The organism is Streptomyces sp. 35G-GA-8, from assembly GCF_023534745.1.
GTDB lineage: Bacteria > Actinomycetota > Actinomycetes > Streptomycetales > Streptomycetaceae > Streptomyces.
The window spans coordinates 37,729-51,953 of record NZ_JAMHJQ010000026.1 but is presented as its reverse complement, the minus strand read 5'-3'; the positions used below and the strand labels follow the sequence as shown (position 1 = coordinate 51,953).

The 14,225-nt window shown below is 67.0% G+C and carries 10 protein-coding genes and 3 pseudogenes; 4 read left to right on the top strand and 9 right to left on the bottom strand.

The genetic code is table 11. The annotated features are described in order from the left end of the window. Positions 1 to 69: 69 nt before the first annotated feature. Positions 70 to 528 carry a hypothetical protein gene (locus tag M1203_RS36650; RefSeq protein WP_249954186.1) on the bottom strand — a complete coding sequence of 153 codons (459 nt, stop codon included), beginning with the start codon at positions 526 to 528 and terminating at the stop codon, positions 70 to 72. A gap of 579 nt (positions 529 to 1,107) precedes the next feature. Here M1203_RS36650 and M1203_RS36645 point away from each other — a divergent pair. Both M1203_RS36645 and M1203_RS36640 read left to right on the top strand, forming a co-directional pair. Beyond that, positions 1,108 to 1,284 (top strand): hypothetical protein, encoded by a 177-nt coding sequence (locus M1203_RS36645; RefSeq protein WP_249954185.1) that lies wholly within the window; start codon positions 1,108 to 1,110, stop codon positions 1,282 to 1,284. Between the two features lie 108 nt (positions 1,285 to 1,392). After that, positions 1,393 to 1,551, top strand: a pseudogene (locus tag M1203_RS36640) (pentapeptide repeat-containing protein); the annotation flags it as partial. Positions 1,552 to 1,636: 85 nt separating this feature from the next. On the opposite strand, the gene M1203_RS36635 reads toward M1203_RS36640, so the two are convergent. The 5 genes and pseudogenes from M1203_RS36635 to M1203_RS36615 form a co-directional block, all read right to left on the bottom strand. Next, positions 1,637 to 2,134: a DUF1990 family protein gene (locus M1203_RS36635; RefSeq protein ID WP_249954184.1), complete on the bottom strand. Its 498-nt coding sequence runs from the start codon at positions 2,132 to 2,134 to the stop codon at positions 1,637 to 1,639. 121 nt (positions 2,135 to 2,255) lie between these two features. Further along, positions 2,256 to 2,609 carry a hypothetical protein gene (locus M1203_RS36630; RefSeq protein WP_249954183.1) on the bottom strand — a complete coding sequence of 118 codons (354 nt, stop codon included), beginning with the start codon at positions 2,607 to 2,609 and terminating at the stop codon, positions 2,256 to 2,258. Between the two features lie 9 nt (positions 2,610 to 2,618). Then, entirely contained in the window at positions 2,619 to 8,648 is a 6,030-nt protein-coding gene (locus tag M1203_RS36625; RefSeq protein ID WP_249954182.1) for a DNRLRE domain-containing protein, read from the bottom strand. Positions 8,649 to 9,083: 435 nt separating this feature from the next. Beyond that, positions 9,084 to 9,709, bottom strand: a pseudogene (locus tag M1203_RS36620) (DUF4158 domain-containing protein). A 195-nt stretch (positions 9,710 to 9,904) separates the two neighbouring features. Then, a complete protein-coding gene (locus tag M1203_RS36615; RefSeq protein ID WP_249954181.1) occupies positions 9,905 to 10,459 on the bottom strand; it encodes a nucleotidyltransferase domain-containing protein in 555 nt (184 codons plus the stop codon). Between the two features lie 223 nt (positions 10,460 to 10,682). On the opposite strand from M1203_RS36615, the gene M1203_RS36610 reads away from it, so the two are divergent. Beyond that, positions 10,683 to 11,408 (top strand): leucine-rich repeat domain-containing protein, encoded by a 726-nt coding sequence (locus M1203_RS36610; protein WP_249954180.1) that lies wholly within the window; start codon positions 10,683 to 10,685, stop codon positions 11,406 to 11,408. Positions 11,409 to 11,522: 114 nt separating this feature from the next. Here M1203_RS36610 and M1203_RS36605 read toward each other — a convergent pair. Continuing rightward, positions 11,523 to 11,741, bottom strand: a pseudogene (locus M1203_RS36605) (Tn3 family transposase); the annotation flags it as partial. Between the two features lie 227 nt (positions 11,742 to 11,968). On the opposite strand from M1203_RS36605, the gene M1203_RS36600 reads away from it, so the two are divergent. Then, positions 11,969 to 13,051 (top strand): protein kinase family protein, encoded by a 1,083-nt coding sequence (locus tag M1203_RS36600; protein ID WP_249954179.1) that lies wholly within the window; start codon positions 11,969 to 11,971, stop codon positions 13,049 to 13,051. Positions 13,052 to 13,076: 25 nt separating this feature from the next. Here the strand turns inward: M1203_RS36600 and M1203_RS36595 are convergent, their stop codons facing one another. Both M1203_RS36595 and M1203_RS36590 read right to left on the bottom strand, forming a co-directional pair. Next, positions 13,077 to 13,499 (bottom strand): DUF6262 family protein, encoded by a 423-nt coding sequence (locus M1203_RS36595; protein WP_249954178.1) that lies wholly within the window; start codon positions 13,497 to 13,499, stop codon positions 13,077 to 13,079. A gap of 5 nt (positions 13,500 to 13,504) precedes the next feature. Continuing rightward, positions 13,505 to 14,224: a tyrosine-type recombinase/integrase gene (locus tag M1203_RS36590; RefSeq protein ID WP_249954177.1), complete on the bottom strand. Its 720-nt coding sequence runs from the start codon at positions 14,222 to 14,224 to the stop codon at positions 13,505 to 13,507. Position 14,225: the final 1 nt, after the last annotated feature.

Below are 14,225 nucleotides of genomic sequence, written 5' to 3'. Positions count from 1 at the left end.
GCGTAAACCCAACCGACTGACCAGAACTACCACCCAGTACAACTGAACAACAGCAGGTCACAATCAAGATCAATAAGCAAGCACGTCAGCCACGCCACACATGGTCGGCCCGGTCCCCACGCCGGGCGAATGGACCGTGCCCTCGATCTTGACGTCCGGCTTGTACACGTAGTTCATGTCGGCTGCGGACGCATCCCACGTGTACTTCGTGGTCAGTGACGCCGTGTGCGTGCCGCCGGGCCTCCAGGTCGGGGTAGCCGTCCAGTCCCCGCCCTGGGGCTCGATCGGAGTGCACGAGCCCTGGCAAATGTGACCGTTGAAGGCAGACAGGCTGATGCCGCCGCCGAAATCATCCGGGATGCTGACCCCCTCGATGGTGAGGGTTTCGGTGAAGCTGTCCGTACCGTCCAGGCGAAGCGTGCGGGTGAAGTTGAATTCAGCCTTCGCTATGGGGGCGTCGTCGGGCCCCAGGTAGTAGGTGACCGGTCGGGTGTCGCATTCCTTGAACCGGTCGGCGTAGGCCCCCATGGCGCCGTTCTCGCACCAGCCCGCGTCCCGGGTGGCCTTGGACTCGGCGGGCTTGTCCGGGATCGCGGACGCCGTGCGAGACCGTCGTCGCCCGTACGGAGATGGACTCGCTCAGCGACTTCATCTCCATGACCATGCCCGAACCGCTCGGCGCCCGCGTCCTGGGCTGCATCCTGCAGCTGAAGGACTCCGAAGAAGCCGCCCGCTTCTGGTGACAGTACGCCGCCGGAGCCGGAGACCCCGCCGCCTACTGCCTCTACCTCCACCACCGCGGCTCGGCGAACACGGCGAGGCCCGCTGGTGGCACAAGCAGACACGCCGAATCCAAGCCCGCCCGCCCACCGCCCGCAGCACCGGCGGATGGCCCGAGGAATGGACAGTCCACCCACTCCCGGACGCCGACGTGCCGACGGTCGTCACCGCCGTGTTGCGCCTGGCGTCGATGACTGACGCCAGTCTCCTTCCCACCACTCTGCGCATCCTGAACGGCTCAAGGCTGAGAGGGCCGAGGCTGGAAGGACTCTTGTACCCGCCGCGGTCGGTGCTGTGCTCGACTACGTTCCGGCAGCCGTTGGGTACGTGGACGACGACCTCGATCTGCCGCTGCCTGACCCCGACTTCACCGACCACATCCGTACCCTGACCGGCCTGACTGCCAAGACGCTGACAGGCGGCCACCACAGCACGCTGCCCGCGTGTTCCCGCCTCGCCCGCCCCCGGATTGCCGAGGCACACAGGCCGACACGGCCCTCGTGACCCGTGGAGAGGCTGGTGACGTCACCCTGGTAGCGCCCGGGGCGACGCAGTCACCGTCGCGGTTGAAGAAGTGGAGCATGACCAGGCGTCCCGTCGATCAGGCAGAAGGTGAAACCGTCCTTCGGCGTGGTCGCCGGGGCTGGTGTCCCGATGGTGGCCTACCGGCGCCAGCGGGCCTACGAGAATGGTGCTCTGCCAGACGCCACCCGTCTGCACACAGAGCGTTTCACCACCGCCGTCTCCCAGCTCGGTGAGGAATCCGCCGCCGGTACGCCGGCGGGTGCGTTTCCCCCTGGTTGACGGACCCGCTGGCCGGCTACGTTGTGGGCGGCTGCAGGCCGGGCATGCGACTTCACGTCGTTCGGGCCAGCCGCTGTAGGCTTTTGGCGTACCGGCGCGCCACGGCCTGCTGAAGCAAGCGTCCGCAGGGTCCCAGTGCCTTCGTGTACCAAACCGAGGGCCGGCTGATGGCGACGATGACGAAATCAGTGGAGTTGTCCGGCAGGCGTTCCAGAACGAACGCCTCTTCGCCGCACTCAGGGTGTCCCGTTAGTGTCCCGTACGCGAACCCGGTCCGATGCTTCTCGTTGACGGTCCACACGACCTGGCACGGCGCCCTAAGTGGTCCCGCCCGCAGCAGCACTTGTACGCCGGGCGCGGCGTACGGAGTGTCGTTCGAGACACGGATCAAGGGGGTGGCCCGGTGCATTCCCCACCCGAAGAGCGCCTCGGCCGCACGGTCGTACGCGCCGTGACCCAATGACGTACGGAGCTGTAGCACGTGGAAGCCCGGGGGTGTCGGTCCGCTTTTCGCGGTCATACCCACGTCGGAATAGGTCAGATTGCGCATGCACCCATCATGCCCCCTCTGCCACGTGGGAGCGTCATGGTAGACCCCATGCTGAACGCACAACGCGACCGAGGGCCGGGGAAGAACTCCCCGGCCCTCGGCAGCTGAATTAGTCGGCACATCAGACGCCGGCGGATACCGTAGCCATCGCGCAGGCGAACAGGCCGCAGCAGAGCACCACCCCAGCACAAATCCTTGCAGTCCTGAGGCCGGGCAGGCGTCTGGCCCGTCCGACCGCTAGGACCACCGGCGCCGCGACGAAGGGCAGCGCGGCCGCCCCCAGCATCGCGAGGCCCCAGCCGAGCGATGCGGTGGCGCCTTCTGGCATCTCGGCCCGGCCCAGGGCGCTGAGCGTGTGCTGCGCGCCATTGAACCCGAGCGGCAGCGCTGCCATGAGGCCCGGCAGGAACGCCAGGCCGATCGCTGTCACCGTGCCAACGGTGCGGTCCAGCGGACCCATTATTTTCGATTGCATGTCAGCCCCTCACCAACGCGGTGCGTACCAACGGATATTAGAGGCGAAGAGCCCCCACATCAGCTTCGCGAAGACGTTGTTCGCCTTGGCGCACGGCTTATTCCTGTTGCACCAGGTGTTGTTCGGTCCCCATGCCTTGACGTTGAGCTGCAGGAGACCGTACTTCTTGCCGAGCCAGAACTTGATGTTCTTGTCCTTGCCTTCGACGTGCCCCGCCAGCGACCTGAACTGCCAGTACGTCGTGCCCAGGTTGGTGACCCTGACCGGTCCCTTGCCGTAGGCGAGGTTGCAGCGCTCGCCCAGGCTGAGCGTGGCACCGCAGCCGGTCAACGGGAAGACCCAGAAGTGCGTGCGGATCCACTTGAAGACCGTCTTGGCGGAACTGTAGAAGAAGCCGAGGCCATACGAAGCCCCGTACGAGTATGCACCGCTCAGGTCGAGGCAGGAGACCGGGTTGCCGCGACAGTACTCGTAGCTGTTGTCGTTGCCGCCCTGAACCGGGTCGACGGAGAGAAAGCGCCCGCCGCTCGGGTCGTAGAGGCGGATCCCCATGAGGGTGATGCCACTCGGAGTACCGCTGTCCCGCTGGTAGGCGCCGAGCCATCCGTAGGTGGCCGCGGAGGTGCCGTCGAGTGGTTTTCCGTACTCGTCGTACCGCTGCACGGTAATCGGTACGGCTGGGTTCAGCGGGAGCCGGACCGCGATGTCCCCGTGCAGATTGGCGAGTTGGAGAACCGTGTCACCACTGCCCGAGGTGACGGCGGCCAGCTGGCCGTCCGGACCGGCGACGGACCGGGTGATGCTGCCCCCGGACGACTGGGTCCAGGAGGGGGTATCCTCCTCGCCGCCGAAGTGGCTGACGAAGCTCTCGGAAGCGACCCAGGTTCCGGTCCCGTCCTTGGTCTCCTCGGCCGACCGGGCGAGCCGGCCTGCGGCGTCCAGCGACCAGGTGGTGCGCTGCGAGCCGACGGTCTCGCTGCGGACGAGGTCGTTGACGTGGTATGTCAGCGCGTCGTCAGCGCGGGTGGTGGTGCGCCCGAAGGCGTCGTACGCGACACCTGTGCCAATCAGCCGGTCACCGCTGTCGTAGCTGGAGGAGACCGTCGTGCTGGTGGCGTCGGCGGTGCCGCTGTCGCAGTCGTCCGACGTCGTCGTCAGGCCGGTACGGTTGCTGTTCGCGTCGAAGGTGTAGGCGCGGGAGGTGCAGCCGCCAGCTGTGGTGTCGGTCGCCGTGGCCAGCCGCCCGGTGACGTCGTAGGTGAAGGCGGTCTCGGTGGTGGCGCCGTCGGTCTGGGTGTGCTGGACCTGCTCACCCAGTGCCGTGATACCCGCCCCGTCCGAGAGGACGGTGGTACCCGCCCCATCCGTATACTCCTTTCCGGTCTGGTTACCGGCCGTGTCGGTCATGACCTTGAGGGTGTAGCCGCCGGGCAGCGTCTCGGTCAGGATCCGACCGTCGGCGTCGTAGGCGGCGCCGAAGGTGCCAGCGACCGAGTCGTTCACGGTCTTGATCTGGCCGGCATTGTTATAGGTGTAGGTGGTGGCGGACGGAGCGGAGTCGGTGACCTGCACCGGCCGGTCGAGGAGGTCGTACGCGGTGGTCGTAGTGTTGCCTGCCCCGTCGTCGTAGGAGACCGGGCGCCCGAGGACGTCATATCCGTAGCGGATGGTCTGGCCGCCTGCGGACCGGGTGGCTGGCTGCCCGGTGGCCGGGTCGTAGGTGTACGTGGTGTCCGCGACTCCCTCGCCGAGGCCGCCGGTGACCGAGGTCCTGACAGTACGGCCCGCGTCGTCCGTGACGATGGTGGTGACACGGGTGCTGCCGTTGGCCGTCTCGGTCTTGGTCGCGAGCTGTCCCGCCCGGCCGTAGGTGAAGCCGGTGGTGATCAGCTCGGACGGGTTGCTTCCTCCCCCGGTGACGGAGGCAGCGGGGGAGGTGCGGCAGAGCATGCCCGCCCACTCCGGGCGACCGGCGCAGGCGCCGGTGCCGTCTGCGGTGTAGTACGTGTAGATCAGGGTGCCCGCGTCGGAACCGTTGGACCCGGCCGTCCGGGTGCTCGCTACCCGGCCCTTGGAGTCGTAGGTGGTACGGGCGACGGCCTCGGTTCCGCCGGTGCCGATTGCTCCCTCCTTGCCGGACAGGACCTGTCCTGTGGACCAGTCGTAGCTGACGGAGGCGGTCTGGATGTCCGCGTCCTTCAGGTATCCCTCGACGGTGGCGCCGGAGGCAGTGGTGGTCACCTGGCCCGACACCGCGGCGTCACTGGGACGGTTCTCGTCGTAGACGTAGCTGTTGTGGGACCGGGCCGGGACGACGGAACCGGCCGGAACCGTGGCATCGGGTGTCGCGCCGGTCAGTTCCCCGCCCAAAGTAACCAGGTGAAGCGGACCGTATTCGTCCAGCGTCCGCTGTCCGTCAGCCGAGTACACAGTCGTCGAGGAGAGTCGTTCGGCCCGCTCGGCGCTGGTTAGATCCGACAGACCGAGCGACATGGCCGTGGCGTCGTCGGCCCGGAGGGCGACGGCGCGGTTGCCTGCGGTGAGTTCGGTGACCGCGTTGCCGTAGGCGTCGTACTCGGTCGTGGTGATTGAGCCTCCAGGAGCTGCGGTGTTGGTCTCGTCGCCGTTGGCGTTGATGTAGGTGACGGTGGCCGCGCCGTAGGCGCTCCCGTCCAGGTCGCTGCCGGTGCTGGAGGCCGGGGCTGAGCCAGGCGGGAAGACAGCGGTGGCGTCGGTGGGCGCCTGGTCCTGGGCCCAGGTGGCGACCGTGGCCTTATCCATTTGGTAGGGCGCCTTGGCCCCGGAGAGAGGGATGTCGTAGACGACCGTGGTCGCCGCCGTGCCGGCTGTGGTGGTGGCTGAGCCCTCGGCGAGACCCGGGCGGGACGCCTTGAGCAGCATGCCCGCGCCCATCATAGGAGCAGATCCGGCCTTGCCATAGGTGAAGGTCCACGGCAGTGCGCCGCCCTCGGTGAGGGTGACGACCCTGCCGTCGGCGTCATAGGTGTAGGAGGTCTTCAGCGCGGTGCCGATCCTCGGGTCCCACACTTCGCGCAGCCGACCGGTGTTGTCGTAGGCGTAGCGGGAGATGATCTCCGGCGTGGCCTGCTCTGCTCGGGGCGCGGTGGCCCACAGGCGGACGGACTGAACCTGGCCCTGCTGGTCGCCCAGGGCCCCGACAGACGCCGTGGTCGTGCCAGCGTAGACGAACTCCACTACACGGCAGCCCTGTTGCGCGGGGTTGGCCTGGCATTGCGCGGCAGTGACGGCCTCGGTCGGCGAGATCACATACTTCGGGCGGACGAGCTTCTGGCTGCCGCTCGTGGTCGTCTCGGAGACGAACGTCACTAGCGTGTCGTCCACTGCGGAGGCGCTGGACGCCAGGGGCCACGTGGTCGTGCCTGCGGCCTTGGTGAACACTGCCACGTTGGACTGGCTGTCCTTCAGTGTGAACGACGTGCCGGTGAGCGACCCCGTGAGGGCGAGCGACTCATAGCCGGTCTGGGGAGCCCAGCCGCCTTGCGGGGCGGCGGTGAAGGCGATGGCCGCACCGTCAGCGTCCAGGATCTCCACCGAAGTGTCCGAGGTCTTGCGGAGCTGAGTGAACTCGCTGCTCTCCTCCCCGCTGACGGACGAGGTCCAGCCGGGTCCGAAGATCTCGGCCTGACCCTCGGTGTCCGTACCGTTGGTGCGCGAGGAGAAGGTGCGCTGCACCTGGACGGAGAAAGCCGAGGCATCCGGCTCCGTCAGGGTGAAGTCACCGGTGAGCAGGTTGACTTCACCGATGCCGACCGAACTAGCGGGCGCGGTGCCCGCGTCCCGGTCGAGCGTGACCTCGGTGGTCTGCGAGTGACCAGTGGTGGTGCCGTTGGTGAACGCGGCGCGCAGCTCGATGACTCCGTCTTCCACGAGGGTGGACTCCACGTTCCAAACTAGCCCGGTGGCGTTGCCGCCGGTGACCTTCACCGGCCAGCCGGTGACGGCGCTCCCTGCGGCCGTGACGTCGGCTGCCGGGACAGTGTGCCAGGTGTCCTCTTCGCCGCGACGGTATTCCCAGGTCACACCCGTGTATGAGGAAAGCCCCTTGGCGGCGAGAGTGAGCCGACGCGCGGTCTCCGTCCCGTCGGCGGGTGAGATGACGGCTGCTCCGTCCTCGCCCACGCCGAACGCGTACGCGGTGACCGCGGTTGAGAGGTTGCCTCCGGAGTCGACTGTCCTGGCGTACAGAGTGTGCCAGCCGTTGGCCGGGTCGATGTCGATGGCGGCCGCATCGCCGCCGGTGCCGTTGGTGGTGTCCAGTTGCCTGTGCGGGAGGGCCGGATCGTCCAGGCCCCACCAGTAGCCAGCGCCGTCGGAGGAGTTGGTGTCCAGCGTGCAGGTGACGGCGGAGTCGGCTTTGGCCGTCCAGCCGTTCTCCTCGTAGGTCTCGCAGGAGATGTTCGGTGCGAAGGGCTTGGCTGTGTTCACGATGAACGTGCTGTAGCCCGTCCACGCACCGTAGTCGGCACCGTCGTGGGCGCGGACCCGGTAGCGCAGGTGCGCGCCGGCCGGAAAGGGAGTGGTCGTCGGGACGGTGAGCTTCGCCGTCGAGCCAGAGGCCACCTCGGACGACGTTCCCGTATAGGTGTAGGCGGTGTCCGCGTAGGCGGGGTCTGGAGTAACTTCGAACTGTGCCTTGGTCTTTGACCCGTCCGGGTCCGTCGCCCCGGCAGCGAAGACCGGGGTGGGCGACGTGACGTACCGCTTGCCGTTGTAGCTGTTCAGCGCGGAGGGCGAGACGGACGCACCGGTCGGTGTGGCCGGGTACGAGTTGTACGTCACCGTGAGGTGCGGCTCGGCGGAGCCGTCGCCGGAAACGTAGTTGGCCGAGCGGAATCGCCGCCACGTATACGAGTCGGACTCGTCCGCTCCGGCGATCCGAAGTCCGTAGTTGGCAGAGCCGGCGGCCCACGCCTGCACGATCGTGTCAATATCGAAGTTGACGTTCCCAGCCGGGCAGTTGGCGTCATAGCCCAGCGCCGACTTGCTGGTCACCGCACCGTCGGCCGTGGTGGTCGGCTGGACGGCCCAGGTGATGTCGGAGGACACCCAGGCGGAGGTGACCCGTCGTACCTGCGTGCCCGCTCCTGTAGTGGCGCAGGTCGAGGAGTAGTACGAGTACAGCGACAGGTTGGTGTCGGTGATGTGCTTGCCCTTGAACGCGCTCACATCGAACTTCACGTACGAACGCGCCTTGGTGGTGCCCGCATCGTAGGTGCCCGACTTCAGCTCGGTTGACGAGACCTGCGAGTCGGGGTAGTTGGTGGCCACCCAGGTGTCCGCGCTCGCCGCGAGGGTCGAGGTCGGGTCCACGATCACGGGGTAAGTGAGATCCTGGCCGAAATAGTCGGCATCCGGGGTGAGCACGAGACTCTGCGACCCGTCGGCGGCGGTCTCGACCTCGGTGTCCACCTGCGCCAGATGCTTAGACTCGCCTGATACGGGGTTCCTCGAGGAGTCCCACATCATCGGTGCCGGGGCCTCGGCCACCAGCTTGCCGTCGGCACCCTTGAGCAGCAGACCTCCGGAGTCGTTCTTGGTGAGCTTCAGTCCGCTCAGCTTGACGGGTATTCGATACTCGAGTGGACCGGACGGAGCCGCGTCCAAGACCACGTTCTGAGAAAAGCCCTGCGAGAGGGCCGTCACAGTGAGCGTCTGACCGTCGCCCAGGGCGTATGCTGCGGTGTCGCCCTTCACCTTGGGGGCAGGAAGCGTCTCCTGCCACCCGATGCTGAAGGACCGGTCACCGCGGGCAACTGACGCCAGAGCCTTGTCGCCACCGTCCGACACCGTGACGTCGGCGGCTGCGACCTTCGGCTCCAGTGAGGGGCCGGCGTCGGAGAGCGAGGTGTCGATGTCGTGCCAGGCACCGTCCACCTTCGCCCGGATCGGGCCGGCGTACAGCGACGTCTCCAGTTCGCCACTGGGCAGCGCATATGTCGTGGTAGTCTCCGTTCGCTCCGAAATCACCTCGATCCTGCGGTCCTGCAGCCGGGCCATGAGCAGAGCCTCGGCCACTGAATCCGCCGCCGAAGCCGTCGTCGCACTCGGCGACGATGCCACCGCTTCGTCGGACAGTTGACTGGCCCTCACGTAGACACCTACGGCGAATGCCGTACCCGACGCGAGCGACACTAGAGCTGTCTGGGCAGCCAAGACGGTCACCAGACCGACGGCGATCCGTCTGGTCCTCCCCCGCTCTGACAAGGCCCCCTTGAGAAGCGGTCTCTTCCGCTTCTCCCATCTGCTTGCCACTGTTGCTCCCAGCATTTAGATGTTCACAGAATAGATACAATCGGCACAGCTGGAGCATTAAATATGCGTTTCCCTCACTAGGAGAGACTCCTGTCCCAAGAGACGCGAGATCGTGACCGAGAGCCTGTGCGGAGTGTGTGCCATGCGAGGAGGGTGAACCCAACCTCATCGACTGGACGATCAAGATGTGGCGTAGGTGACGCCCCGTCGCTGGCAGCCAGCGCCTCCAACTGGTGTGTCTCGGCGACGGATTCTTCTCGCCGTCCCATGAGGCAGCCGTTTCTCCGCCCGCTCGCGGGTGCCGGAGACCAGCCGCTCCAGCACGGTCACCCCGGGCAGCACCACCTTCTTGTCCACCAGCCGCTTGGTGGCCAGGTCGAACAGCAGGGTCGGGCGCTCCGAGCCGATCCAGGACCGCTGGTACATCCAGCGGGCCAGCGCGAACCACTGGTCGAACTCGCACTTGGTGTAGCCGTACGCGGTGCGGATCTGTTCCTGGTGGTCCCAGTGATGTTCCATCGCGCCGTACCCAGCGAGGTCGCCAGCCTGAAGGCCCAGTTGCTCGGCGACGTAGTCCACGACGACGGCGGGGACCTCCTCGGGGTTGTCGAGGAGGTCCCCAGGTGGCGGACAGTGCCGAGCTGGAGTGCCCAGCCGAGTCGGTTTCTGGCGCCCTTGGCGGCCATCGCCCGGCGCCGCGCGCTCTGGTCCATCAGGAAGGACCCGGCGAGCTGCCCCTCATCGGGTTCCTCGGTGAAGCGACCGAAGCACTTACGCTGGTTCTCGGTCAGAAAGTTGGCGGGCACGCCCGCTCCCTCGATCCTCGGCAGTCGCGCGATGATCGCAGCCAGAACCAGCGGGCCACCGAGTATCGGCGATAACCCCACCCGCTCCTGAGGACCTGGTAGTGGCCCGATGTCGCACAGCAGCCGAACCCAAGGGGCAACGCGGCTCGTTGAGCAGGGTATGGGACGGGACAAGGTGAAGAAGCCGCGTCGCGTCTACGCCGGGCCGCTTGGGGATCGCTCATCAAGCGGTTCGAAGCCCTCAGGCACAGTGATCCCGAACCGCTGGCACAGCAAGGGCACGTCGTGGCGATCGACATCACGAGCCGGATAGCCGGTATGCCAGCGCACCGCCCACTCGGCCGACTCGCACCGAACCGCAGTCCCGGCAATCGAACCACGTCCGGCGAGTGCTTCAGCCGGAAAAGGACCGCCCTCCACCACGGATCCGTAGTGCAGTGATCCGTCCGCGAGCGGTTCGTAGAGGTGCAAGTCGACCCGCAACCGAACGCCGTCGTGCAAGACGAAGTTCCACGGCCTGTCACCAGGCCACGGGAAGATCCGATCGACACCAGCCTCAGCAAACGCGACGAACAACTGCTCAAGATGTGCGGCCGGCGCCCATACATCAAGGTCGGAATGTTCTCGCGTCTGCTCCCCGAGCAGCGCGTCCACGCCCCACCCGCCCCCAATACACGCATCTACGCCATGGGCATCGAGCCGCTCCACAAGCGCGACTACATCCTTGGCTGACATCGAATAATCGCTCACCGCATCAGGGTAGAGGCCAGCCCGATCCCACATCTGGCAATTACTGCGGGCTTCACTGGGCCTGGGATAACCGGTTCCCCTTGCCCAGGTCCAGACCACCCACGACGCGGACATCGGCACCCCTGTCCGCCATGCCTGTCGTCATTCGATCGTTTGACGACAGCCAGCCCTCCGATACCAGCCGTCGACGAGAATCGGAGCCCGGACTGCCAACGAAGGGGAGATGGCCGTGAGGCACACGCTGAACTTGTGGCGTCAGGAGCTGGGAGAGGTACCAGAGTCCGTCTGGCGACAGACCGATCTCGATGTGCTGATCCTCGCGGACAACGGACTTACGGCCCTCCCGCCGGACATCGGGAAGCTCCGCCGGCTGAGAACCCTGGACCTCGGCCACAACGCGCTGACGTCAGTGCCCGAAGAGCTTGGTCAGCTGACCGAGCTCAGCGACTGCCTCTACCTGCACGACAACCAGCTGGTCCAGCTCCCCGACTCTCTGGGAAACCTGACCCGTTTGAGCTACCTCAACGTCGGCGAGAACCCCCTCACCGTCCTGCCGGAGACCATCGGTGGGATGAGTGGTCTCATCGAGTTCAGGGCCCAGCACGACCAGCTCACCACCCTGCCCGACACCATCGGGCAGCTCCGCAGCCTGCGTGAGCTGTGGCTTCGAGGGAACGCGATCGAACACTTGCCGTCGTCAGCAGCCAACCTGCACGACCTGCGCCACCTGGACCTACGGGAGAACTCCCTGACTGAGGTGCCCGAGCCACTTGCCAGCCTCCCTCGACTGCGTCAGATCGACCTGCGGAGCAACAACCTCAGCCAGCTGCCCGACTGGATCGCCCTGATGCCGTCGCTGGAGAAGCTGGACCTGCGCTGGAACAAGGTCGATCCCTCCGTGCCGCTCCTCAAGAAGCTGGAGCGGCGGGGGTGCATCGTCCTGACCTGACAGCGACGACCCCTCGCATCAGCCATTGCGTGCCCTTCTCCTCTCGGCCCCGGGCAGCCGCGCGGGGCCTCGGCTTCCACAACGAACGACCCGACAGGTCGAGCGCGCCGCCCGTCACCCCTCGTCTTCGTCGTCCTCAACGGCGTCCGGGTCCCGCAGCGGGCGCAGGCCCTGGCCGGGGCCGCTTGCCTTGATGTTGAACAGGTAGCAACCCAAGAAGTTGATGTGCCGGTCCTTGAGCGGGGAGAGGCGTGCGACGTCCTCGTCCTTGATGTCGTGGCCCTCGGCGCGGAGCTGGGCGACGGCGGCGTCCAGGAACCGGGTGTTCCACAGCGTATCCGGGGAAAACGGGCGAACGGGTGCCATTTGTGCAGGTAGAACGCTTGCAGTCGCGTCTGTGAGAGATCGGTGTCGGGGGTGCATCACCTTCTGAGGCGGTGTCCGGGGGCCAGCGTTCCGAGCGACTTCGCGTATCTGCTCCTTCGGCAGGCGTGACGGATAGGGTCGATCACGTTCGCGAGATCACCGACGCCTCGGTTCGGGGCACCGAGGAGTCCACGTTGCAGCACCTAGACCCGCGGTATGCCGCGCGGCTCGCCGCTTATGGGACCGTGGCCACCCGCCTGTCCCTGCTGAGTGACCGTCGGCTCGGTGAGGTCGTGGCCGCCGCCGACCCGCTCGGGTCCGGCATCGGCGGCAGGTCGGCGGAGCTGAACATCGACGGCACGAGGGTGTTCGTCAAGCGGGTCCCCCTCACGGACACCGAGTTGCGGCCGGAGAACGTGCGGTCGACGGCGAACCTCTTCGGACTGCCGATGTTCTACCAGTACGGGGTGGGCTCAGCGGGGTTCGGGGCCTGGCGAGAGCTGGCCGTGCATGTCATGACCACCAACTGGGTCCTCGGGAACGAGTACGAGGGCTTTCCGCTGATGTACCACTGGCGCATCCTGCCCGACTCCCCTCCCGAGGGTTTTGCCGACGAGTTCGGGGGCATCGACGGGGCGGTCGCGCATTGGGAGGGCTCATCGACCGTGCGTGAGCGGCTGGAGGCCATCGGCCGTTCCTCGTTCAGCCTGGTGCTCTTCTTGGAACACGTTCCGCAGACCCTCGCCGACTGGCTGCACGGCCATCGGATCGCGGCGCCGGAGGTCAGCGAGGGCTCGCCGTACCCACGGGTGGAGGAGGCCCTGGCGCGCGGGAGTGACTTTATGAGCTCGCACGGACTCGTCCACTTCGATGCCCACTTTGCCAATGTCCTGACCGACGGCCGGCTGCTCTACTTCGCGGACTTCGGACTCGCCCTGAGTTCCGCCTTCGAACTATCGGCGGCCGAGGCGGAGTTCCTCTCCGACCATCTCACGTATGACCGTTGCCACACCGCGAGTCATTTGCTTCGCCACCACCTGCCCGATGGCCTGCGCGGCGGTATGGAACACGAGGCGTTCCTGCGTGAGTGGATCGCTGGCCACCGGCCCGATGGCGTCCCGCGCGAGATCGCCGCGATTATTGACCGGCATTCCCGAGCTGCCGTGGTCTTCGGCGAATTCGCCCGTCGTCTGCTCACAGAGAGCAAGCGGACGCCGTTTCCGGCCGCCGAGATCGAGGGGGCCCGGCCCACCACTGCGGTCGCGGTGCCCCACTGAGCCGGGCTTCGGTAGAAGATCGCCGTCAGGACGTCTCGGGACGGATGGTGTGCTGGGGGCCGAGGCGGCGCCGCAGTTCGAGGTTCTCGCTCTGGGCGGCTTCGAGGGCCTGCCGCAGGGCCTGGACCTCGTCGCGGTGCTGCCGCTTGAGTTCGGTGAGATGGGCGGTGAGGGTGCGCACGACGCTGCTGGGCGAGTCGCCGGGCGGCTGTGTTGTCGGCCGCGGCGGGTGGCTTCGCTGCTGGGCCCTCAGCTGTTCGACGCGCCGGCGGAGTTCAGTGCAGCGGTAGAGGAAGTCGAGCGAGACGTCGGCGGTCTGGGCGAGGCCGCGGAAGGTGATGGGCTGTCCTCGGCGGATAAGCTCGCGCAGGCCCTGTTCGGCGCGGGCTGGGGCGGCGGCGCTCTTGCGGGCGGCGGCCTGGCGGAGGTTGTCGGGGTTGCCGCGCATGTCGGTCAGCTTCCGTCCTGGCTGCGGGTGATCGCGTCGGTGCGGGCGTCGACGCCGGCCCCACGGACGGCCTGGGGTGGCCCGTCGGCGAGGCGGGTCTGTTCCAGTTTGAGGATGATGCGTCCGAGGGCGTCCTGCTCTTGGCGGCGTGCGGCGAGCCAGACGTTGTCCTCGCCCATCGGCTGCCCGGTCCGGGGCGTGAACGCGTTCTGCCGTTCCTCGATGAGCTGGCCGGTGCGTTCTCGCTGGACGGTGAGTTCGGGCAGGAAGGTGGCGTCTGTGGCGAACTTATCGCAGGTCAGGCAAGCATTGCCCTTCGCGCATGCCTGGCGGGGCGGCAGCAGACACAGTCCGTTGGGAAGGATCCGGTCGGTGCGCTTGTCCAGCTCCAGCATGTCGTAGAGGTCGCACGGGTCGGTGGCCAGTTCCCGGGCGTCGGCGGTGATCTTCCGGTAGCGCAGGAACTCCCGCTCGTGGGTGGCGGCGAGAGTCTGCGCGTAGTGCATCAGCATGGCTGGCGACAGGTGGCCGAAGTAGCGCTGGACGACGTGCAGCGGACCCCTGGCGTTGAGGAGGCTGGTGGCCTTGGTGTGCCGGAATCGGTGGGTTCGGTTGAAGTCGACCAGGCGCCCGGCACTGTCGCGGATGTCCAGGCGTCGAGCGAACTCGAAAAGTGTCTGGTGGATGCGCTCGACGGGGTAGTGCTTGTCGGCGTTCCGGTTCATC

Excerpts from the sequence above, each read along its gene's own strand:
- M1203_RS36635 (WP_249954184.1), bottom strand. The coding sequence starts at position 2,134 with ATGCGCAATCTGACCTATTCCGACGTGGGTATGACCGCGAAAAGCGGA.
- M1203_RS36595 (WP_249954178.1), bottom strand. The coding sequence starts at position 13,499 with ATGCGCGGCAACCCCGACAACCTCCGCCAGGCCGCCGCCCGCAAGAGC.
- M1203_RS36590 (WP_249954177.1), bottom strand. The coding sequence starts at position 14,224 with ATGAACCGGAACGCCGACAAGCACTACCCCGTCGAGCGCATCCACCAG.
- M1203_RS36625 (WP_249954182.1), bottom strand. The coding sequence starts at position 8,648 with ATGGCCCGGCTGCAGGACCGCAGGATCGAGGTGATTTCGGAGCGAACG.
- M1203_RS36650 (WP_249954186.1), bottom strand. The coding sequence starts at position 528 with ATGGGGGCCTACGCCGACCGGTTCAAGGAATGCGACACCCGACCGGTC.
- M1203_RS36610 (WP_249954180.1), top strand. The coding sequence starts at position 10,683 with ATGGCCGTGAGGCACACGCTGAACTTGTGGCGTCAGGAGCTGGGAGAG.
- M1203_RS36630 (WP_249954183.1), bottom strand. The coding sequence starts at position 2,609 with ATGCAATCGAAAATAATGGGTCCGCTGGACCGCACCGTTGGCACGGTG.